Here is a 21,326-nt window from a genome sequence, read left to right as displayed (position 1 = left end):
TCGTATCTTAGGCCGCGAGTGTAGCGTATCCGGGCCTGCCCATTTCCCACGCGCTCAAGGATGAAACCTGCGCCCCAACGCATCCAGCCGTACCGCGATCGGTGGCAGGCGTTCGCTGCTGCGGGCGAGTGTCTCGACGTCGTCGGCGGTGTTCTGGGCGATGCTTTGTACCGACTGCAAGCGCTCGACGATCTCCAGGTTTGCCGAGGTCTGCTCGCGGGTGGTGGTGACGATGTGGCCGTTGAGTTGGTCGATGTGCGCGATGTCCTCGCCCACAGCCCGTAGCATGTCCACGGCCACTTGGCTGTCTGCCACGCAGCGCTCTACGCCTTCGCGGCTGGCGTGCATGGCTTCGACGGCTTGTCGGCTGCCGTGTTGCAGGCCCTCGATGATGCTCTTGATTTCCTGGGTGGAGAGGGCGGTGCGCTGGGCCAGGCTGCGCACTTCATCGGCAACCACGGCAAAGCCACGGCCTTGCTCGCCGGCGCGGGCAGCCTCGATGGCGGCGTTGAGGGCCAGCAGGTTGGTCTGGTTGGCGATGCTGCTGATCACTTCCAGCACCGAGCCGATTTGCTCTGCCTGCACCGCCAGGGATTCCACGGTCGACTCCGTGCCGTTGATGCGCGAGGCCAATTGGCTGATTTCATGTTGGGCGCGGCCGACGCTTTCCTGGCCGCGCACAATCTGCTGGCTGGCCTGGCCTGCATGTGCCACTGCCTGTTCGACCTGCACCGTAATGTGGCCCATGGCGTCTTCCATGCGCTGCATCGAACCGGTCATTTCGCCGATCTGGGCCAGTTGATGCCGTGCGCCTTTTTCCAGGGTGCCGCTCGCGCTGGCCAGTTCCTGGCCGAGCTGGCCCAGGCCATGGGAGTCGCGGGCGACGCCGTCGATCAGGTGGGTGAGTTGCTGCAGGAAGTGGTCGAACCGCTTGGCGAGGGATACGTGGGCCTTGCCTTCACCTTGGGCGGTTTCCACCGTGAACTGCGAGGTAACGGCGAGCATCTTCTCCAGCATTTCCTGGCTCTCCACCGCTTCGGCCTGGCTATGGACGGCCAGGTAGAGCAGGGCGACGGTCTCCATCACCACATAGAAGGCGTGGACGAACACCATCGTCCAGCCGCCGTGATGCTCCATCACAAATACAGGAAAACCCTGGTGCTGCAAGGCATGGAACACCACGTGATGCACCGCGATGGTCAGTGCCGCCACCAAAATCGGCAGCCAGTCACGGTAGAAGGTCAGCACCGCCAACAGCGCGAAAATGCCGAAGTGGGATTCGATCACTCCGTGCGCCTGGTTGATGTGCAACGCCGCCATCACCATCAAGCCGGCGCCCAGCGCACAGCGCATCACGCGAGTGCCGCCGATGACGCGATACAGCGCCGTGAGCACCACGCCGGTGCCCGCACCGACGATCACGGCCTGCATGAGGGTGTCGTGCCAGAACGCCAGGCCGAGGGAGAACAGGCACATCAGCCAGATCAATGCCAGCATGATGCGGTCGGCCTTGCGGTAGTGCTCTTGAAAACGAACGGGCATTCACTCTTACTCCATGAGAGGGGGGCGTCGAGGTCAAGCAAGCACGCGGTGTGCCACACAGGCGCGCCGCTGTGGAGTCAAGCAGATATTCAGGATTGTTGCCGGTTACCCACGCGTTATCGGCATGTGGGCGTGGGACTTTAAGAGCGGCTGCCCGAGCGGGCAGCCGAGGTGGGCATGGGGCTCAGAAACTGTACTTGGCGGTCAGCATCATATTGCGGGGGCTGCCATAGGAGTCGCCACCATAAGTCACTGAGTTGGAGATGGACTGGTAGTAGTGGCGATCGAAGATGTTGTTGGCATTGAGCTGCAAGTCCAGGTGCTGATTGACCCGGTAGCCCGCCATCAAGTCGGTGACGGCGTAGCCGCCTTGCTGGAGCCGGTAGTTGCTGCCATCCGCTAGCTTGATGTCGTTGTACATGCGGCTCTGCCAGGAGATATTGCCGCCGACCCGGAGTTTTTCCAGCGGGCCCTGGAAGTTGTAGCGGGTGGTCACTTTGAACAGATGCTCCGGGATGTCGGTATCGAACTGCTTGTTGACCTTCTGCGGGTTGGCGTCGTCCTTGATGGTGTGGGTGCGCGCATAGGTATAGCCGCCGCCGACCTGCCAGTTTTCGGTTAAGGCGCCTTGCAGTTCGAAGTCGATACCCTGGCTGCGGATTTCGCCCGAGGCCTCGGCACAGGACGCCTGCGGGCAGTTGGGCACCACCACGGCCACGGCGCGGTTTTCCTGGTCGACGCGGAACAGCGCCACGCTGGCATTCAACGTGCCACCGAAGTATTCGCCTTTGACGCCCACCTCATAATTTTTACCGACGATGGGTTTGAGCGGAGTGCCGGCTGTGCTCTTGTCTTTTTGCGGCGTGAAGATGTCGCTGTAACTCACATAAACCGAATGCTGGTCGTCCAGATCGTAGATCAGGCCGGCGTAGCGGGTGAGGTTGCGGGTGACCTTGTAGTCGCCGGCGGCATCACGGTTGTCGTAGTCGTACCAGTCCAGACGAGCGCCGAGGATCAGCTTCAGCGGGTCGGCCAGGCTCAGGCGGCTGGTCAGGTAGAAACCGTCCTGGGTGGTGACTTCGCGAACGTTGTTGGTGCGGGTGAAGTTCGGCTTGCCCGCATTGATCGGCCAGTTGAGGTCGTAGGGGCTGTAGTTGTGGGTGGTCATGTCGTAGATGCGCTTGCTGGCGCCCACCACCAGTTCATGGGTACGGCCGAACGCCTCGAACGGGCCGCTGGCAAAGGCGTCGAGCCCGGCCTGGTTTTCATCGTAGCTGGCCTGGTACACCGTGCGGGCGAGGGTGTCGTTGGTCCAGCGCGATTGGTAGGAGCCGGAGAACAAGGCGTTCTGTTCGGCATAGTTGGCGTTGACCTGCAGGCTCCAGTCGTTGGCCAGGCGCTGGCGCAGCTCAGCGAACACGGTGTTGATTTCCTGGTCCTTGTTCTCCCAATCGGTGCCTGGGTTATAGGAGCGCGACAAGCCCAGGTGGCGCCCATCCAGGCCGACCATCGAAGCGCCCCAGAAGTAGTTGGTCTTGTCCTTCTGGTTCGAGTAACCGAGGGTCAGGGTGGTGTCTTCGCTCAGGTCGGCTTCGGTGACGGCATAGAACAGGCCATGATCCTGCTCGGCCTTGTCGATAAAACTGTTGGCATCGCGGTAAGAGGTGACGACGCGGCCGCGCCAGGTGCCACTGTCATTGAGCGGGCTGGAGGCGTCGAGCTCGCCACGGTAATCGTCCCAGCTGCCGACGGCGCCGGTGAGGGTAACTTTCTGCTCATCCAGTGGCCGCTTGCGGATCAGGTTGATGGCGGCCGAAGGGTTGCCTGCGCCGGTTACCAGGCCGGTAGCGCCGCGCACCACTTCGACGCGGTCGAACATTGCCAGGTTCGGCTGGGCGCCTACCGACGCACCGTTGTAGCCGCTGGGGATACCGTCATACATGAGGTTGTCGATATCGAAACCGCGTGCGGTGAAGGCTTGTCGCCCAGGGCCGTTGGAGTAATTGAGGAACAGCCCCGGCGTGGCGTTGACCACGTCGTTGATGCTGGTCATGGCCTGGTCATCCATGCGCTGGCGCGTGATCACGGTGACGGCCTGCGGGGTTTCGCGCAAGGTCAGCGGCAGTTTGGTCGCGGTCTTCATCGAGCCGGTGGTGTACGACTCGCTGCCTTCGGTGGTTGCGCCAAGCTGTTGGCCCGAGACCTGGGTAGCGCCCAGCTCGATGGTGGCCGGTGCTTCGGCGTCGGCGGCAATGGCCGCATTGGAGGTTGCTAGCGCGATAGTGATTGCCATCAGACTGGGTGTAAAAACGTTGCCGCCGCGTTGTTGCACAGACATGAAAGTAGGGCTCCCCAAGTGCCTTCCGTGGCGAATAGTAAATCTGTTGATAATTATTCGCATCAGTTTGGCAGATTGAGTCTGTAGGGAAAAGCCCTAACTCTGTAGGAGCGAGCTTGCTCGCGAAAGACTCACAGGCGCCGCGTTGATTCCGTAAACCCACGTTATCGTTGAGGTTTTTCGCGAGCAAGCTCGCTCCTACAGGGTGGTGTTCAGGTGAACAGGATTTCGTAGGGCTCGCGCATGCGCTCCAGCAATATCTGCGCGAGCATCGGTGGTAAGCCAATTTGTGGGTCACCCACCAACTGGCTGGCGTAGGCATGGGCGGCGTGCAACTTGCGCGCGACGGTCCAGGTGTCCAGGCGGACCTTGCGTGCACGTTGCCAGGGCATTACCGCGCTTTCCCGGGCCGGCCAATGCCAGGCCCAGATCGGCAGTTCATACAGTTGCGCACCTACCAGGCTGCACGCCCTGGCACTCGCGCGGCCGACGGCGTCGTGGTCGTCATTGCCGTCGTTGCGCCAGGTGGTGAACACCACATCGCCAGGTTGCAGGTAGCGCGCGATGAATTGGCTCATGGGCTGTTCACGGGCGGCCAATGCATCATCACAAAACCCGCCACGAATCCATTTCAGGCTGTGCAAGGGCATACCCAATCGGCGCAGGGCCTCTGCACTTTCCTGAGGTCGCACCACACTCAAGCGGCTGGCCGGCCATACCTGAGAGCCGGGATGGCTGGCGCTGCCATCGGTGATGGAGATCAATTGCAGCGGATGCTCGCGGGTGCTGAGCAGTTGCAGCAAACCGCCGCATGCCAGCACTTCATCGCCAGGATGAGGTGCGATTACCACGACGCGAGCACCGGGTGGTACCAGGCTGTTCAGGGAGATGATGGGTGTTTGCGCCAACTGCGGCGCACTGTTCCAGATTTGCACGGGGCCGCGACGGCCTTCGCTTAAGGAGGCAGGCTTCATGGGGTGTCACATCCTTGTCGGTTGATACCGGGTCGTGCTCCGTTGACGAGACGACGCTCTTGTCTTCACCGCAGGCTCCGCTGGGTGAGTGCGCAGCATGCCAATCAAGGAATGCCATGCAAGGCGTTAGGAGCATAGACAGGCATGGGTATCTGCACAACTTTGATGCGATGTTTGCTGGGCTGACGTCATCGCAGGCAAGCCAGCTCCCACAGGGGGCTATGTTGCCCACAATATCTGCGCCTGGCACGGATCCCTGTGGGAGCTGGCTTGCCTGCGATTTTGTTTTCACCCAGCCCGCATCAAGCTCTTCAAGTAATCACCAAATCCACCCTCAGCCCGGCAATCCAGTCGCGCACTGGTCACCACTTGCGGCGCATGGCTCCAGGCAATGGAGGCACCGCAACGCTCCAATTCACGTACCAGTTGTACATCCTCATGGCATTCCAGCGGTTCAAACCCACCGGCCTCTACGTAGGCGCGGGCACTCACGCCCAGGTTGGCACCGTGGATATGCCGATGCCCATCGCGGGCCTGGTAGGCCTGCTGATAGCGAATCTGCGCGGCCGGGTCGAAGCCGTCGCTCCAGGCGTCCACGGTGACTGTGCCGCACACCGCGTCGCAGCCTTGGGCCAGTTGGGCCACCAACCAGTCAGGGGCGACACGGCTGTCGGCGTCGGTGCAGGAAATCCACCGCGCGCCTTGCTCCAGCAAGTACCGTGCACCCACGCCGCGGGCGTGGCCGACATTGCGCGCCTGCACGTGCAGGCAATGCACCTGGTGGGCCTGGGCAATCGCCGCACTGGCATCGCTGCAACTGTCGAGTACTACCAGAATCTGTACCGCTTCACCCAGCAAGCCCGGGTGGTCGGCGGCGATCCGCGCAGCCCGCAGGCAATCATCCAACAGGGCTTCTTCGTTATGTGCCGGGATCAGAATACCGATCATCGTAAACCCTCATGGCGAGCGACCGAGGTGCCATCCAGGCTCCACAGGTCGAGCAGGAAATCCGGGTCCTGGTACTGCACCAACGGTGCAACACCCAGACGCTGTTGCAGCACGGCGTGCACCTGTTCGGCGGTTTGCGGGCAACCGTCAATGGGCACTCGCCAATGGCAGGCCAGGATTTGCCCGTCAGCGGTCAAGGCGGCGAGTGCGCAATCGATCAGACGATTAAAATCACCTGCATCGAGGTAATAACAAAGCTCACTCAATACGATCAGCTCGAATTGCCCGCCGGGCCATTGTTCCGGCAGGCGACGCTGCTCCACCCGGGCATGAGGAAAACACTCCAGCCGCGCTTGTGCCAGCCGTACCGCCGCAGTTGCAGTGTCGCAACACAGCAGGCGTTCACAACGCAGGGCCAACTCGGCACTCAGTTCGCCGTTGGCACAACCCGGCTCGAATATCGACGCATAGCGCGGCCGCGTCAGCACGGCCAAGGTCAGGGCGCGCTTGCGTTGTTCGTACCAGCGCTGACGAAAAGCCCAAGGGTCGTCATTGCCGGCAAACAACTGGTCGAAGTAGGGGGTTGCCACACTCATACGAACACCATCTCAAAAGGTTGCAGCAAGCGCTCCACCACATAGGGCGCCAGCACCGCAGGCAGGCCGATTTGCGGGTCGCCCTCCAACTGGCTGGCGAAGGCGTGGATCGCATGGCGTTTGCGCGCAACCTGCTCAGCGGTCAGCGGAATCTTGCGAGCCCGATGCCAGGGCACCTTGTGGTCTTCGGCGGTGGCCCAGTGCCAAGTCCACACCGGTAGTTCACACAGCACTGCACCGACGGCCTTGGCTGCCTTGGCGCTGGCGCGGCCCACGGCCTCATGGTCGCAATGCCCATCCTCGCACCACGTGGCGAACACCACATCGTTAGGCTTGAGGTGGCGCTGGATAAATTCGCAGAGCTGGGCTTCGCGCTCGGCCACATGGCTATCGGTAAACCCGCCGCGCAGCCATTTCAAACTGTGCAGCGGCAAGCCAAGGCGGTGCAAGGCCTGGGCCGATTCCTGCGGACGCACCACACTCAGACGCTCCACCGGCCAGCGCCGGGAGCCCGGGTGGCTGGCGCTGCCATCGGTGACGGAGATCAACTGGATAGGGCGATCCAGCGCAGCCAGCCCTTGCAGCAGGCCACCACTGCCCAGCACCTCGTCATCCGGATGCGGGGCGACTATCACCGCTCGATGCCCTGGCGGCACCAACTGCGCCACACTGATGTGCTGCAATTCGGCCAATCGTGCGCTGTTTTGCCAGTGACTCAACGGCGTGCCCTGGCCAACAATCGGATTGGGCCTCATAGCGCCCATCTCCCTGTGGGCTCGCCGGCGACCTGTTCACCGAGGGCGGCCAAGTCGCGTTCGGCATGACTTTGCCGCACATACACCGGTAAATCGGCCATCAACTGGGCAAAGTGCGGATCCTTGCAATACGGCCCGGCGCCGACCGCGCGGCCCACATGCTGGATCACCTGCTCGACTGTGTCCTCGATACACGCACGCGTCTGTTGCGCCAGTTGCCGCGCATCAGCGCGAGGCTCGCGGTCGATCTGCGCGGCGCTGGCGCGCAACACGCAGGCGGCGCTGTTCAGGGCGCTGTCGACCGCGCCGAGGTGGGCCAGCGCATGGGGCTCTGCACGTGTGGCGCACTGGGCGCGCAGTACTTCACCCAGGCGTTGCGCCGCGCCGTACCAGCACGCGGCAATGCCGATCCCACCGTGCCAGAAGCCCGGACGGGACAGATAGTCGCCCGGGCCGCCCACGGCAATTCCCCTGGCGGCGCTGAACAGGATGTCGACGCTACCGGTCGCCGCCATGCCCACCGCCTTCCAACCCTCATCCGTCACCGTGATGCCCGGTTGATCCATCGCCACGGCCACCAATTGCTGGCGGTCCTCTTCGTCCCAGGCCGTCAGCAAACCATGGCTGACCACCGCCGCACCGGAACACCAGGCCTTGCGCCCCTCGACGAGCAGCCGCTGGCCGTCGCGACGCACACGCACCTTGGCAGTCGGCGGCTCGGCCGCCCACATGCCCCAGGTGCTGCCCAGCGGCGGCAAGGGGCTGTCGAGTTCGGCAATGATCGCCAGGGCATCGGTATGGCCTTCGAACAACTTGCACAGGCGCAGGTCATGCCCGGCCACCTGGGCCAATTGGCTCAAGCGGGACAGAGTCTGGCCGCTGCCCGGTAACGGCAGTTGATCAAGGCCTTCTTCCTGAAGGGCCCTCAGGGCATTACCCAGGGCTTGCGTGTCGGCATAGCCCCGGTAGCCCTGAAGGAAACCGTGCAACGCCATTTCACACCTCGCCTTCGTGCTGCAGTTCAAACAGCAGCAGCGAGCGAGCGGTGACCGCGTACTCATGCTCGAAATCAAAGCGTTCCTGGCCACGCACAGCCGGGTCGTTGGTGTCGAGCAGGCACGTCCAGAACTCGCCCTCCGGCACCGGCGGCAGGCGGAAATTGACCAGGTCGTGATGGGCGTTGACCACCAGCAGCAACGTGGCGTCGGCCCCGGCACGACGAATCCCGGTTTCCTGGGCGCGGCCATCCATCAACATGCCCAGGCAGCGGCCCTGGCTGTCTTCCCATTGCTCGGTAGTCATTTCGTTGCCATCCGGCGCGAGCCAGGTGACGTCCTTCACGCCGATGTCTTCGTTGTAGTCGCCCACCAGGAAGCGCCCACGCCGCAGGATCGGGTACGCCAGGCGCAGCTTGATCAGGCGCTTGACGAACTTGAGCAGGGCCTTGCCGTCATCGTCCAGGTCCCAGTTGACCCAGCCGATCTCGCTGTCCTGGCAATAGGCGTTGTTGTTGCCGTGCTGAGTGCGAGCGAACTCGTCCCCGGCGACGATCATTGGCGTGCCCTGGGCCAGCAGCAAAGTGGCGAAGAAGTTGCGCATCTGGCGCAGGCGCAGCGCGTTGATCTCCGGGTCGTCGGTAGGGCCTTCGACGCCGTGGTTCCAGGACAGGTTGTTATTGCTGCCGTCCTGGTTGTTCTCGTCGTTGGCCTCGTTGTGTTTGTCGTTGTACGACACCAGGTCGTGCAGGGTGAAGCCGTCGTGGGCGGTGATGAAGTTCACCGAGCTGTACGGCCTGCGCCCGCGGTGATTGAACATCTCGCCCGAGGCGGTCATGCGCCCGGCGAAGTCTGCGAGTTGGCCGTCGTCGCCTTTCCAGAACGCACGCACGGTGTCGCGGAAACGGTCGTTCCATTCCACCCAGCCCGGCGGGAAGTTGCCCACCTGGTAGCCGCCGGGGCCACAGTCCCAGGGCTCGGCGATGAGTTTCAACTGGCGCAGTACCGGGTCCTGGCGGCACGCCACGAGGAAACTGTGGCGCTCATCGAACCCGTCGCGGTAGCGCCCGAGGATGGTCGCCAGGTCGAAGCGGAAGCCGTCCACGTGCATCTCGGTGGCCCAGTAACGCAGGGAGTCGGTGACCATTTGCAGCACGCACGGGTGGCTCAGATCCAGGGTGTTGCCGGTGCCGGAATCGTTGATGTAGAAGCGCTTGTCGTCGGGCATCAGGCGATAGTAGGAGGCGTTGTCGATGCCACGCATGGACAGGGTCGGGCCGCGCTCGTTGCCTTCGGCGGTGTGGTTGTAGACCACGTCCAGAATCACTTCCAGCTTTTGCTCATGCAGGTGCGCGACCATTTCCTTGAATTCGGCGATCTTGCCGCTGGCCAGGTAGCGCGGGTCGGGGGCGAAGAACGCGATGCTGTTGTAGCCCCAGTAGTTGGTCATGCCCTTTTCCAGCAGATGCTGGTCGTTGACGAAGGCGTGCACGGGCAGCAGCTCGACCGAGGAAATGCCCAACTGGCGGATATGCTTGAGCACGTCATCTTCCATCAGGCCGGCGCAGGTGCCCCGCACCGACTCGCCGACCGAAGGATGGCGCATGCTGATGCCGCGCAGGTGGGTTTCGTAGATGATCGTGCGGTCCCACGGCACTCGTACCGGTTGGTCGTTGCCCCAGGTGTGTGCCGGGTCGATGACCTTGCACTTGGGCACGAAGGGCGCACTGTCGCGTTCATCGAAACTGAGGTCGTCGTCCGGGTGGCCGATGGTGTAGCCAAACAGCGCTTCGGACCATTTGAGTTCGCCCACCAGTTGCTTGGCGTAGGGGTCGATCAGCAGCTTGTTGTGGTTGAAACGATGACCGTTGGCCGGGTCATAGGCACCGTATACGCGGTAGCCGTAAATCAGCCCGGGGTGAGCATCGGGCAGGTAGCCGTGGAAGATCTCGTCGGTGTATTCGGGCAGTTCGATGCGCTCCAGCTCGACCTCGCCGGTATCGTCAAACAGGCACAGCTCCACCTTGGTGGCGTTGGCGGAGAACAGCGCAAAATTAACACCCAGGCCATCCCAGGTGGCGCCGAGGGGGAAGGGCAAACCTTCACGGATCCGCGACGGCTCATGAACCGGCGTCGCTGTGGTGTTGTCGGGTTTGCTCATCGAGTTGCTCCTGCAAAAGGTCTTTTTTCGGGCCGAACGCCGCCGTACTGACGGTGCTTCAGCGCATGGCTTGGACGGAAAAGGGCCTGCAGCGCGCAATGCGTGCTGCAGGCCCGAGAAATCATGGGGCGGGCGGTTTGGGCTTCTTCGGGGCGGCGGGTTTCTTCGCCGCAGGTTTGGCGGCGGCAGGCGCAGCAGGTTTGGGCTTTGCCGCAGCCTTGGGCGCGGTTTTCGGCTTGGCGGCCGGTTTAGGCTTGCTCGGCGTCAGCGCCTCGGCTTCCGCCAGCTTGCGCGCCATCTCCCAGTGGCGATCGTGGGCGCCATCGGGCTTGCCTTCAGACTCCCAGATCTGATGCGCCAGTTCGCGAATGCGTTTGTCTTCTTTACTCATCACAAACTCCTCACAGAAAATTTTCAGCTTTCTTGATTATCAGGATTGATAAAGACATTGACCGGGAGATCCCCCAGGGCAGCGCTGATCAACAGCTCCTTGTTGGGTGTGACTACGCCCGTTTGAAAAAGTCCCTTCCAGTTTTGTGCAGGGGCGGCGAACGGTAATTTCACCCGAGTATCGCCCCAAACCTGCGCATTGATCTGGGGAAACATCCCGTTTTCAAGCAACGGATAAGACCAGCGCGGCACCACCACCAGTAACTGCTTGCCTTGATGTTCACGGTAGAACGCAACCACGCGCTCAGCGTGCTGGCCCACCACTTCCAAAGGCGTATAGCTGCCATGGCGCAGCAGCTCGGGGCAGGCTTTACGCAGGCCCAGTACCTGGGCGATCACTGCCTGTTTGATACGCCCGTCGCGCCAGTTGAACAACAGTTCGCCGATGTCCGGTGGTGCCTGCAATGCACGTTGCCGCGCAGCGAAGTCCACCGGGCGCCGGTTGTCGGGGTCGACCAGGCTGAAGTCCCAGAACTCATCGCCCTGGTAAATATCCGGCACACCCGGCACGGTCAGATGAAGCAAGGTTTGCGCCAGCCCATTCAGGGCGCCGGCGGGGGCGATGGCCTGCGCAGCACTGTCCAACGCACTGCGCAGCGGCGCACCGGCCTCACTGAGCAGCAAGCGCTTGAGGAACGCTTCCACCGCCTGTTCGTAAGCCTCATTGGGCGCGCTCCAACTGCTCTGCAACTTGGCCTCGCGCAGGGCTTTTTGCTGCCACTGCCACAGGCGTTGCTGGTACGCCTCCAGATCGGGGTTGGGCTCCAGCGGCCAACTGCCCAGCAGCACCTGATAGAGAATCAGCTCATCACCCGCCGAGGGGCTATCGGCGCTCTCGCGCAAGGGCTCGGCCAGACGACGCCAGTGCTCGACCTGTTCGGCATACCAGGGGGCGCACTCGCTGAGCACCGCCAGGCGCGCACGGGTGTCTTCGCCGCGTTTGTGGTCGTGGGTGGCGGTAGCCAGCAGGTTGCCGGGAAAGGTCTTCAGGCGCTGTTGATTGGCCGCATGGAAATCTGCCAACGGCGCACTGAATTGCTCGGTACTGAAGCCCACATCGTTGCGCGACAACAACACCGCCGAACGGTAGAACGCGGTGTCTTCCACAGCCTTGGCGGCGGCGGGCGAGGTCAGTTGCTGGAAGCGCACGCAGGCATGCTTGAGCATCTTGCGCGCGCGGCCTACCGGGCGATTGCGCCAGGGCTGGCCACCCAACCATTGCTCCAGGTGGTCGAGCACCGGCCAGTCGCCTTCGTTGAGGGTACTGCGTGCACCCTCCATGGCGTGCTGGAACACCTTGTCGTCGGCCGAACTGCGGCCCTTGGCGCTGATATAGGTGCGGTACACCGGGAAATGCACGATCAGTTCCTGCAAGGCCCGGCGGATGGCACCCAGGGTCAGATCACGGGTCATCACGTCATCGCGGGCCACTTGCAGCAGCGCCTGGGCTACGCTTTCGAAGTCGCCGCCCAACGAACCATTGAGGATCTGCTGGCGCGCCAGCCGCGCTTCTTCGCCGAAGGCTGAGGGCCGCTCGCTGTGACGCGTCCACATTTCGGCCAGCGGTGCAAAACCTTCGGGATGGTGTTGCAGCAATGACAACTGGTTCATGAACTCGTAGCCGGTGGTGCCATCCACCTGCCAGTCTTCACGCAGGGTTTCACCTTCGCCAAGGATCTTTTCAACAAAGATGGGCAAGTGGCGTTGGGGTGACAGCGCGTCTACGCGGCGGCGCAATTTGCGGCAATAGCCACGCGGGTCGGCCAGGCCATCGATATGGTCGATGCGCAGCCCGTCGACCAGCCCCGCGCTGATCAGCTCGAAAATCTTGCCATGGGTGGCTTCGAACACCGCCGCGCGTTCGACCCGCAGGCCGCCGAGCTCATTGACGTCGAAAAAACGCCGCCAGTTGATGTCGTCTGCGGCTGTGCGCCAACTGGCCAGGCGATAGGTCTGTTGTTCGAGCAGGTAATGCAGGCGCTCGAAACCCTCGGGCTGGCGACTGTCGAATGCGGTCAGGCGTTGTTCAATAGCGGGTAGCAGCTCGCTGGCGCGTTCGGCCAGGGCTTGTTTGAGCTCGGTGGCCTCGGCGTAGGCGTCGTGCTGATAGGCGAGGGCGGCGAAACGTTCGGCCAGCGATTTGAGTAACTCGTCGCTACCCAGAATCAAGCCGTAGTCCCTGGGGCAAATCGGAAAACGGTGTTCGTAATGCTCGACGTAGAAACTCCCCTGGGCGGCATCGAACTTGAGCGCCAGCGTGCCGTTCTGCAAGGCTTCGCCGTAGTCGCTGCCGAGGAAGGGCATCAGCAACTGGCCCTTGAGCAGCGGGTCGGGGGAGTGCCACTGGATGTCGAAGAACTCGCTATAGGGGCTCAGGCGGCCCCATTCCAGCAGGTCCAGCCACCAAGGGTTATCCGCGCCGCCCACGGCCATATGGTTGGAGACGATATCGAGGATCAAACCCATGTCGTGCTCACGCAGCGCGGCGACCAGGCGACGCAACGCCGCTTCGCCCCCCAGTTCCGGGTTGACGCGGGTCGGGTCGACCACATCGTAGCCGTGCATGGAGCCGGCGCGGGCGCTTAACAGTGGTGAAGCATACAGGTGGCTGATGCCCAGTTGGGCAAAGTACGGCACCAGTGGCACCGCGTCATCGAGGGTAAAACCTTTATGAAATTGCAGGCGCTGGGTGGCGCGCAGGGGCAGTGCGTTCATCGGTCACGCTCATAGGCTTGGTTGCGCGCCACGGCCAGCAGTTCGAGGCGACGCGCGGCGCTGTCATTGTCGAGCAGGCTGGCGGCTTCGCCGGGCAAGCGTCGGCGCCAATTGGGGTGGGTGTCGAGGGTGCCCGGCAGGTTGGCTTGCTCCTCGATGCCCAAAGCATCTTCCAGGGGCAACAGCACCAGTGGCGTGCGGGTGTGGCCCAGGTAGCGCACGCTGGCGTCGATCATATGGTCGGTGTCGTTGCGGATCTCGTCGATGAAGTTCTGCGGGTCCTGGCTCAAGGCTTGGCGCAGTGCCTGGCGTTCGCGCAGGCGGTGTTCGCTCCATTGGTCTACGGTGGGCGCATCGATCAGGCCCAACTGGATATTCCATTCGATATCGCGGCTGTGCCACCAGCCATTGAGGGTCGGCAAGTCGTGGGTACTGGTGGTGGCCAAGGCGTTGTCGGGCCAATCGAGGATGGGCTTGAACTGGCCGTCATGGTTCTGTTCGAACAGCAGCACACGCATGCCCAGGATCGAACGGGCGCTGAGCTTTTCGCGCAGGCCTTCGGGCACGGTGCCCAGGTCTTCACCGAGAACGATGGCCTGGTGGCGGTGCGATTCCAGGGCGAGCAAACGCAGCAGGTCGTCCACCGGGTAATACAAGTAGGCACCTTCGCGGGGGGACGCGCCCAGAGGGATCACCCACAGGCGTTGCAGGCCCATCACATGGTCGATGCGCAAGCCGCCGGCATGAGCGAAGTTGGCCCGCAGCATTTCGATAAAGGCGCGATAGCCATTGCGCTTGAGGCCCTCAGGGGAAAAGGCAGAGATGCCCCAGCCTTGGCCTGCGCGGTTGAGAATGTCCGGTGGCGCGCCGACGGTGAGGTCGGCCAGCAGTTCATCCTGGCGACTCCAGGCCTGGCTGCCGCCGCCGTCGGCGCCCACCGCCAGGTCGGCGATCAGGCCGATGCCCATGCCGCTGCCACGGGCGGCCTGTTGTGCGCGCTCAAGGCTGCGGGCAATCAGCCATTGGGTGAAGGCGAAATAGCCGATTTCGTCGCGGTTGTCCTCAGCGAACTGCGCCAGGGCCGGGCTCTGTGGCGTGCGCCAGGCTTCGGGCCATTGGCGCCAGTCCAGGTCCTCACCCGCGGCGGCACGCTGGGCCTGTATGGCTTCGAAGCGGCAGTGGTTTTCCAGGGCTTCGCCGCCGGCCTGGCGGAAGCTTTGAAAGTCGGCATGCTGGGGATGCGCGCCGTGGCGGAAGTCTTCATACAGTGTGCGCAGCAGGCGTTGCTTGGCTTTGGCGGCGGCCGGCCAGTCGATCAGCGTGAGCTGTTCCAGGGCATGCAACTCCTCAGCCAACCCGGCAGCTTCGATGGCGTTGCGCACCTCACGTTCACCGAGGATGCACGCCGGCGAAGCATACAGGCTGTTGAGAAACAGGCGGCTGGAGGGTGAATAGGGGCTGAAACGCTCAGTGTCGGCGCTGAACATCGCGTGCATCGGGCTGATTGCCACGGCGTCGGCGCCGCGCTCGGCGGCGGAACGCATCAGGTGCTCCAGGGCCAGGGTGTCGCCAAAACCGCCATCGCCCAGGCGGCGCAAGGCATAGAGTTGGGCGCTCAGGCCCCAGGCGCGAGCGGGTTGGCTGTCCACCGCGTCGGCCACGCTGTAGCAGTGGCTGGGCGCGACGGCCAGGGTGAAGGTTTGCCCGTCGATATGCACCTGGTGGTAGCCAAGGGCAATCACGCCGGGCAATACGGCCTCGCCATCCAGGCGCAGCTCCAGGGTTTCGCCGCCTTCCAGGCTGACGCGACACGGGGTGTCCGGGGCGAAGTAGCGTGCCAGGTCCAGGCCCGCACCGCTGTCGGTGGTCATCAAGGGCGGCAGGTGCCGGTCCTGCTGCGCCTGCTCAAGTTGCAGCAGGCTCGCGTCGATTTCGGCATCGCTGTCGGCCGGGTGCCCCAGCCCTTTGAGGACGGCGCGCAGGGCATCAGGCTTTACATGTTGCGGGCGACCGTTGGCATCGATCCAATCGACGGCCAGGCCCGCGCGGCTGGCGAGAATTTCCAGGTTCGCTTCGCTCAAAGAATGTCTCCAACAGGGGATAAGCAAACGCGTGCGCTCAAGGGCGGTAAGTGCGCACCTTGCGGGGCAGGCGTTTGGAAAATAATCGGGTGGGGTGCCGGATGATCCAGGGGCTGTTCACTCAGGTTCAGGTCGATCTGCAGCACACGGCCGTTGCCCAGGCGCCAGCGCGCGGTGACGGCATGGTCAGCCAGCACGTGCGCGCCCAGGGCGACGGTGCCGGGCAAGTGCGGCACCACATGCACGTGACGCAGGCTCAGCAGGTGGCGGTAGAGCTGGGTGTGGTCGTTCTCGACGAAGGAAGGCATCGACTGTAAAAAGGTTTGCAGCGCGTTGGGATCGGGGATGCGCTGGCGTTGCTCGGGGTCGTGAAACGCCGCGAAGTCGGCAAATTCATTGCGCCGCCCCTCACGCACCGCCTCGGCCAGTTCGCCATGATGGTCGGTGAAAAACAGGAACGGCTCGGCGGCATTCACCTCGTCGCCCATGAACAACATCGGGATCATGGGGCACAGCAACAGTAGGGCGGTCGCGGCGCTCAGTGCCTGGGGCGAACACAGCCGGTGCAGGCGTTCGCCGAGGGCGCGGTTGCCGACCTGGTCGTGGTTCTGCAGGAACGCGACGAAGGCGCTGGGGGGCAGATCCGCACTGGGTTCGCCGCGCGCATGGCCATGGCGTGTCGTCTCGCCCTGGTAGATGAACCCCTCGGCCAGGCAACGCGCCAGCTTGGCGGTAGGCTGCTCGGCAAAGTCGCTGTAGTAGGCGTCGGTTTCACCGGTGAGCAGCACATGCAGCACGTTATGAAAGTCGTCATTCCATTGGGCGTCGAAATCGTGCTGCAACAGGCTGGCCTGGTTCAGTTCGTTTTCCAGCATCAGCCACACGTGGCGCCCGCCGTCCACCTGCTGGCGTACCCGTTGTGCCAGTTCCTGCAGAAACCCAGGGTTGTCGATGGCGTGCACGGCATCCAGGCGCAGGCCGTCGAAGCGGTATTCGAGCAGCCACATCAAGGCGTTGTCGAGGAAGAAATCCCGCACTTCACGACGCTCGAAATCAATGCCGGCGCCCCAGGGTGTGTGCACGTCCTCCTGGAAGAAACCCTGGGCGTACTGGCCCAGGTAATTGCCGTCGGGGCCGAAGTGGTTGTAGACCACATCGAGGATCACGGCCAAACCGTGGCCGTGGGCACTGTCGATCAGCTGCTTGAGTTGCTCGGGAGTGCCGTAGGTAGCGTGGGGCGCATAGGGCAGCACGCCGTCATAGCCCCAATTGCGTTCGCCGGGAAATTGCGCCAAAGGCATCAATTCAATCGCGGTGACGCCTAGTTCGGCCAGGCGTGCCAGGTGTTTCTCGACGGCAGCGTAGCCGCCCATGGCGCCGACATGGAGCTCGTAAATCACCGCCGTGTGCCACGGGCGACCCTGCCACTGGCTGTGGCGCCATTCATAGGCGAGGGGGTCGACTACTCGGCTCCACCCATGCACGTCCAGCGCCTGGGCCCTGGAGGCGGGGTCGGGCACTGTGTTTTCGCCATCGATGTTAAAACGGTAAAGCGTGCCGGCAGGGCACGCGATTTCGACTTCAAACCAACCACCGGCCTGGGGCAGCATGACGATGGTTTTACCCTGTTCCAATTCAACGCTGACATAAAATGCGTCTGGCGCCCATAACGCAAAGCGCGTGCGGTGCGCGTCAAGCATGATTGCGCCGTGGGGCCAGGTTTCCAGAGTCCTTGACGGCATCTTATGAAGACCTCCCTTAGTTGTTCCAGTCGCTACTTGTTCGATTTCCCCAGGGCCTTGGCCACCAGTTGTTCGTAGAGTTCGGCGTAGGGTTCCACGGCCTGGCACCAGTTGAACGGCTGGGTCATGGCACGGCTGCGCATGGCATTGAGCAGACCGGGGAAGGCGAACACCTTGAAGGCGCGGCGCAGCGCCTCTTCGTAGCTTTGCACCGTGGATTCATTGAACAGGAACCCGGTGACGCCATCCTCAATGGTGTCCGCCAGCCCGCCGGTGTTACGCGCCACCGGCAACGAGCCGAAGCGTTGCGCATACATCTGACTCAGGCCGCAGGGTTCATAGCGCGACGGCATCAGCAGAAAATCGCTGCCGGCGAACATGCGGCGGGCATCGGTCTCGTTGAAGCCGATGCGCACCCCCACCTGACCCGGGAAGCGCAGCGCCAATTCACGCATGGCCTGTTCTTCTTCCGGCTCGCCACGGCCGATGATCGCAATCTGGCCGCCGTTTTCGACGATGAAACCGGCGACGGCTTCGGTGAGGTCCAGGCCTTTCTGGTAGACCAGGCGCGAGACCACAGCAAACAGCGGACCACTGGATGGCTGCAGCTCAAACAGCTCGCGCACGTGGGCGGCGTTGATGGCTTTGCCTTCCCAATCGCCGATATTGAAGTTGTGGGTCAGGTGCGTGTCGGTGGAGGTTTCCCAGCTTTCGTCGATGCCGTTGGGAATGCCGCTGAGCAGGCCTTGCTGGGTCTTGCTGGCGAGGAAGCCATCCAGGCCACAACCGAATTCCGGGGTGGTGATCTCCTGGGCGTAGGTGGCGCTCACGGTGGTGATATGGCTGGAATAAGCCATGCCCGCCTTGAGAAACGACATCTTGCCGTAGAACTCCATGCCTTCCTGTTGCAGGGCGTGGGGCGGAATGCCCAGCTCTGGCGTCGAGGCCAGGCTGACCACGCCTTGGTAGGCCAGGTTATGAATGGTGAACAGGGTGGGCGTGCGTGACCCACGCCAGTGCATATACGCCGGAGCCAGGCCCGCAGGCCAGTCGTGGGCGTGCACCAGGTCTGGGCACCAGTGGATTTGTGCAAGGTTGGCGGCAATGTCCGCGGCAGCCAAGCCCAGGCGGGCGAAGCGAATATGGTTGTCCGGCCAGTCGCGGCCGTTGTTGGCGCCGTAGGGCGTGCCTTCGCGCTCATACAGTTCGGGGCAGATCAGCACATAGATGACCAGGCCGTCCTTGAGGTCCATGCGCCCGATCTTGCACGGTGGCAACGCGGCATGGCCACCCAGTTCACCGACGATATGAATCGGGTTATCGCTTTCCATCACTTGCGGGTAACCCGGAATCAGCACCCGCACATCATGCAGGTGCGCCATGGCGCGGGGCAGGGCCGCGGAGACGTCGCCCAGGCCGCCGGTTTTCACCAGGTCCGCGAACTCGGAAGTGACAAACAAGACTTTCTTTCGATTCGGATTCTGACTCACGACCGGCCGCACAGTGTTGGGCAGGTCGGCCAAAGACTTTGGCCCTCCTGCCGGCTGACTAAAACGCTCTCCCTGAGTATCTACTGCGGCACTGATCATAATGCACTCCCATCTGTTGGTTGGCTAATGGCCCGCTGCCATCGGCTCCGAGTGACCGCATCCTGCGGCCATGCACACAAGCGCTATACAAACTGGCAAGGCGTATGCCAGTTGCAACGTCGGCTTAAAAAGATTGGATGAGCGGGCATTCGGCCTGAAGCGCGCGTGCTCGCCCTTACCTAAAACTTGACCAGCGGCAGGTTTCGAAAGTTTAGATTTTTTGCGGGGTTTTTGTTTTGGAACGGACCCATCGGTCATGAGTCTAGGACAGATCCCAGCGCCTGCTGGGTTTTCATGCAGATTTTGTAGGACAAAAAACTTTTAACGATATGCCCCTGTGGCGAGGGAGCTTGCTCCCGCTGGGGCGCGTAGCGGCCCCAAAATTTTGGGAGCGCTGCGCACTCCAGCGGGAGCAAGCTCCCTCGCCACAGGGGGGGGGTGCACTTTAATGGTGCGTCAGGCGAGCCCGCGAATGGGCACACCCTTGGCCCAGGCTTGGATATCTTCGATCATCTGCTGATAGAACTGCTGGTAATTCTGCTCGCTCACATACCCCACGTGTGGCGTTGCGAGCACATTGGGCAAGCGGCGAAACGGGTGGTCAGCCGGCAGCGGTTCCTCGGCAAACACATCCAGCGCCGCCCCGGCCAGGCGTCCGCTGCGCAATGCTTGCAGCAGTGCCTGCTCATCCACAATCGGCCCGCGTGCGGTATTTACCAGGCGCGCTGTGGGCTTCATCCAGCCCAACGCTTGCGCATCCACCAGACCACGGCTGCGCTCGCTGAGCACCAGATGGATGGTCAGAATATCCGCCTGCTCAAACAGCTCGCGCTTGCTGACCCAGGTCACCCCCGATTCAGCCGCGCGCTCCGATGTGAGGTTTTCACTCCAGGCAATCACCCGCATGCCAAACACCTGGGCAAACCTTGCGACTTTCTGGCCAATGCTGCCCAGCCCCAGGACGCCCAATGTCTTGCCGTGCAGGTCGCCGCCCAGGCCGACCTGCCATCCGCCCCCGCGCAGCGAGTTGGCTTCGGCGAGCAGGTTGCGTGTAGAGGCCATGATCAAGGCCCAGGTCAGCTCCGGAGCTGCGTGTTTATAGCTGTCGGTGCCGCATACCTGGATGCCCAGGGCCTTGGCTGCGGGAAGGTCGATGGCGGCATTGCGCATGCCGCCGGTCACCAGCAATTTGAGCTGGGGCAGCCCTTGCAGAAGGGCTTTGCCAAAGGTTGAGCGTTCGCGCATCAGGCAAATCACCTCGAACCCTTTCAAGCGCTCGATCATGGTGGCGGTATCGGCGGGGTAGTCGTGGAGAAAATGCACCTTGCCCACGCTGTCCAGCGCCGACCAATCTGCCACGTCGCTGGCCACGTTTTGCCAATCATCCATCACTGCGATTTGTATCGACATGCACGCGGGCCTCGAAAAGTGGCAATTAAAGGGCGTTCAACCCGTGCAACAGGGCTTTATGAAACTGTTCCGGCTCTTCCATCTGGGGCGCATGGCCCAGGCCGGGGAACTCCACCAACGTGGCGCGGGGAATCAGCTTGGCCACCTGCTTGCCCAGTACCTCGTAATGACCAATTTTGGCCTTGACCGCCGCCGGCGCCACATCTTTGCCGATGGCGGTAGTGTCGCTGGTGCCGATCAGCAGCAGGGTGGGCACCTGCAAGTCCTTGAACTCGTAGTACACCGGTTGGGTGAAGATCATGTCGTAAATCAGCGCCGAGTTCCAGGCAACCTGAAGATGCCCCGGGCCTTGGTTCAGGCCGGCGAGCATGTCTACCCAGCGCTCGTACTCGGGTTTCCAGCGCCCAACGTAATAGGTGTTTCGCTCGTAATTGCGTACACCGTCGGCGCTCAGTTTCAGCTCGCGCTGGTACCACTGGTCGACGCTCTGGTAGGGCACGCCGAGGGCTTTCCAGTCTTCCAGGCCAATGGGGTTCACAAGCCCCAACTGTTCGGTTTGCTGGGGGTACATCAGCGCATAGCGTGTGGCGAGCATGCCGCCGGTGGAATGGCCGATCACCGTGGCCTTTTGAATGCCGAGCTTTTCCAACAGTTGATGGGTGTTGGTCGCCAGTTGCTGGAAGCTGTACTGGTAGTGGTCGGGCTTGCTGGAGGTGCAAAAACCAATCTGGTCCGGGGCGATGACGCGGTAACCGGCGTCACTGAGCGCCTTGATCGAACCCTCCCAGGTAGCGCCGCAAAAATTCTTGCCGTGCATCAGCACCACGCTGCGGCCGTTTGGAGTGCCGGTGGCGGGGACGTCCATGTAGCCCATTTGCAGGGATTTGCCCTGGGATTGGAAGGCAAAATGATTCAAAGGGTAGGGGTATGCAAAGCCCTGCAACTCAGGGCCGTAGGTGTCAGCTAACACGGGCGCCGCGCTGACCGAAAACAAACCGGCTACGCATAATGTACGGATAAAAGGCATGGG

Annotated in this window: 15 protein-coding genes; all 15 read right to left on the bottom strand. The window is 62.6% G+C overall.

Annotation, left to right across the window (positions count from 1 at the left end; translation table 11 throughout):
- Window positions 1–54: 54 nt before the first annotated feature.
- The 15 genes from JFT58_RS30900 to JFT58_RS27785 all read right to left on the bottom strand — a co-directional run bounded on the left by JFT58_RS30900 (window position 55) and on the right by JFT58_RS27785 (window position 21,323).
- Window positions 55–747, bottom strand: coding sequence for a methyl-accepting chemotaxis protein (locus tag JFT58_RS30900; RefSeq protein ID WP_254914306.1), 693 nt, complete (start codon window positions 745–747; stop codon window positions 55–57).
- A gap of 979 nt (window positions 748–1,726) precedes the next feature.
- On the bottom strand, window positions 1,727–3,880 hold the full coding sequence (locus JFT58_RS27850) for a TonB-dependent siderophore receptor (RefSeq protein WP_054897370.1): 2,154 nt from the start codon (window positions 3,878–3,880) through the stop codon (window positions 1,727–1,729).
- Window positions 3,881–4,092: 212 nt separating this feature from the next.
- Window positions 4,093–4,854, bottom strand: a complete 762-nt coding sequence (locus JFT58_RS27845; RefSeq protein ID WP_054897371.1) for a PIG-L deacetylase family protein — start codon at window positions 4,852–4,854, stop codon at window positions 4,093–4,095.
- Window positions 4,855–5,142: 288 nt separating this feature from the next.
- Window positions 5,143–5,802 (bottom strand): glycosyltransferase, encoded by a 660-nt coding sequence (locus JFT58_RS27840; protein WP_054897372.1) that lies wholly within the window; start codon window positions 5,800–5,802, stop codon window positions 5,143–5,145.
- Window positions 5,799–6,398: an SAM-dependent methyltransferase gene (locus JFT58_RS27835; RefSeq protein ID WP_054897373.1), complete on the bottom strand. Its 600-nt coding sequence runs from the start codon at window positions 6,396–6,398 to the stop codon at window positions 5,799–5,801. The genes JFT58_RS27840 and JFT58_RS27835 overlap by 4 nt, the downstream gene beginning before the upstream one ends.
- Window positions 6,395–7,153 carry a PIG-L deacetylase family protein gene (locus JFT58_RS27830; RefSeq protein WP_198834800.1) on the bottom strand — a complete coding sequence of 253 codons (759 nt, stop codon included), beginning with the start codon at window positions 7,151–7,153 and terminating at the stop codon, window positions 6,395–6,397. Before JFT58_RS27830 ends, JFT58_RS27835 begins: the two co-directional genes overlap by 4 nt.
- On the bottom strand, window positions 7,150–8,148 hold the full coding sequence (locus JFT58_RS27825; protein ID WP_054897375.1) for an acyl-CoA dehydrogenase family protein: 999 nt from the start codon (window positions 8,146–8,148) through the stop codon (window positions 7,150–7,152). Before JFT58_RS27825 ends, JFT58_RS27830 begins: the two co-directional genes overlap by 4 nt.
- Window position 8,149: 1 nt before the next feature.
- Window positions 8,150–10,309 (bottom strand): glycogen debranching protein GlgX, encoded by a 2,160-nt coding sequence (gene glgX, locus JFT58_RS27820; protein WP_054897376.1) that lies wholly within the window; start codon window positions 10,307–10,309, stop codon window positions 8,150–8,152.
- 121 nt (window positions 10,310–10,430) lie between these two features.
- Window positions 10,431–10,700 carry a DUF2934 domain-containing protein gene (locus JFT58_RS27815; protein WP_003191595.1) on the bottom strand — a complete coding sequence of 90 codons (270 nt, stop codon included), beginning with the start codon at window positions 10,698–10,700 and terminating at the stop codon, window positions 10,431–10,433.
- A 23-nt stretch (window positions 10,701–10,723) separates the two neighbouring features.
- Window positions 10,724–13,474 (bottom strand): malto-oligosyltrehalose synthase, encoded by a 2,751-nt coding sequence (locus JFT58_RS27810; RefSeq protein WP_103299340.1) that lies wholly within the window; start codon window positions 13,472–13,474, stop codon window positions 10,724–10,726.
- Window positions 13,471–15,555, bottom strand: coding sequence for a 4-alpha-glucanotransferase (gene malQ, locus JFT58_RS27805; protein WP_054897378.1), 2,085 nt, complete (start codon window positions 15,553–15,555; stop codon window positions 13,471–13,473). Before malQ ends, JFT58_RS27810 begins: the two co-directional genes overlap by 4 nt.
- Window positions 15,552–17,297: a malto-oligosyltrehalose trehalohydrolase gene (gene treZ, locus JFT58_RS27800; protein ID WP_054897379.1), complete on the bottom strand. Its 1,746-nt coding sequence runs from the start codon at window positions 17,295–17,297 to the stop codon at window positions 15,552–15,554. The genes malQ and treZ overlap by 4 nt, the downstream gene beginning before the upstream one ends.
- Before the next feature lie 32 nt (window positions 17,298–17,329).
- A complete protein-coding gene (glgA, locus tag JFT58_RS27795; protein ID WP_073521523.1) occupies window positions 17,330–18,886 on the bottom strand; it encodes a glycogen synthase GlgA in 1,557 nt (518 codons plus the stop codon).
- A 456-nt stretch (window positions 18,887–19,342) separates the two neighbouring features.
- The gene (locus tag JFT58_RS27790; protein ID WP_054897380.1) at window positions 19,343–20,296 is read right to left on the bottom strand and encodes a D-2-hydroxyacid dehydrogenase family protein; all 954 of its coding nucleotides are present in this window, start codon (window positions 20,294–20,296) and stop codon (window positions 19,343–19,345) included.
- Between the two features lie 25 nt (window positions 20,297–20,321).
- A complete protein-coding gene (locus tag JFT58_RS27785) occupies window positions 20,322–21,323 on the bottom strand; it encodes an alpha/beta fold hydrolase (protein WP_054897381.1) in 1,002 nt (333 codons plus the stop codon).
- Window positions 21,324–21,326: the final 3 nt, after the last annotated feature.

This window comes from Pseudomonas sp. MF6767 (genome assembly GCF_016405475.1).
GTDB lineage: Bacteria > Pseudomonadota > Gammaproteobacteria > Pseudomonadales > Pseudomonadaceae > Aquipseudomonas > Aquipseudomonas paracarnis.
This window is presented reverse-complemented; position numbering and strand designations above follow the sequence as displayed.

What these genes read in the sequence shown, in the direction of transcription:
- JFT58_RS27810 (WP_103299340.1), bottom strand. Translation starts at nt 13,474, where the DNA reads ATGAACGCACTGCCCCTGCGCGCCACCCAGCGCCTGCAATTTCATAAA.
- JFT58_RS30900 (WP_254914306.1), bottom strand. Translation starts at nt 747, where the DNA reads ATGGGCCACATTACGGTGCAGGTCGAACAGGCAGTGGCACATGCAGGC.
- JFT58_RS27830 (WP_198834800.1), bottom strand. Translation starts at nt 7,153, where the DNA reads ATGAGGCCCAATCCGATTGTTGGCCAGGGCACGCCGTTGAGTCACTGG.
- treZ (WP_054897379.1), bottom strand. Translation starts at nt 17,297, where the DNA reads ATGCCGTCAAGGACTCTGGAAACCTGGCCCCACGGCGCAATCATGCTT.
- JFT58_RS27835 (WP_054897373.1), bottom strand. Translation starts at nt 6,398, where the DNA reads ATGAGTGTGGCAACCCCCTACTTCGACCAGTTGTTTGCCGGCAATGAC.
- JFT58_RS27790 (WP_054897380.1), bottom strand. Translation starts at nt 20,296, where the DNA reads ATGTCGATACAAATCGCAGTGATGGATGATTGGCAAAACGTGGCCAGC.
- glgA (WP_073521523.1), bottom strand. Translation starts at nt 18,886, where the DNA reads ATGATCAGTGCCGCAGTAGATACTCAGGGAGAGCGTTTTAGTCAGCCG.
- JFT58_RS27845 (WP_054897371.1), bottom strand. Translation starts at nt 4,854, where the DNA reads ATGAAGCCTGCCTCCTTAAGCGAAGGCCGTCGCGGCCCCGTGCAAATC.
- JFT58_RS27815 (WP_003191595.1), bottom strand. Translation starts at nt 10,700, where the DNA reads ATGAGTAAAGAAGACAAACGCATTCGCGAACTGGCGCATCAGATCTGG.
- JFT58_RS27825 (WP_054897375.1), bottom strand. Translation starts at nt 8,148, where the DNA reads ATGGCGTTGCACGGTTTCCTTCAGGGCTACCGGGGCTATGCCGACACG.
- JFT58_RS27840 (WP_054897372.1), bottom strand. Translation starts at nt 5,802, where the DNA reads ATGATCGGTATTCTGATCCCGGCACATAACGAAGAAGCCCTGTTGGAT.
- JFT58_RS27785 (WP_054897381.1), bottom strand. Translation starts at nt 21,323, where the DNA reads ATGCCTTTTATCCGTACATTATGCGTAGCCGGTTTGTTTTCGGTCAGC.
- glgX (WP_054897376.1), bottom strand. Translation starts at nt 10,309, where the DNA reads ATGAGCAAACCCGACAACACCACAGCGACGCCGGTTCATGAGCCGTCG.
- JFT58_RS27850 (WP_054897370.1), bottom strand. Translation starts at nt 3,880, where the DNA reads ATGTCTGTGCAACAACGCGGCGGCAACGTTTTTACACCCAGTCTGATG.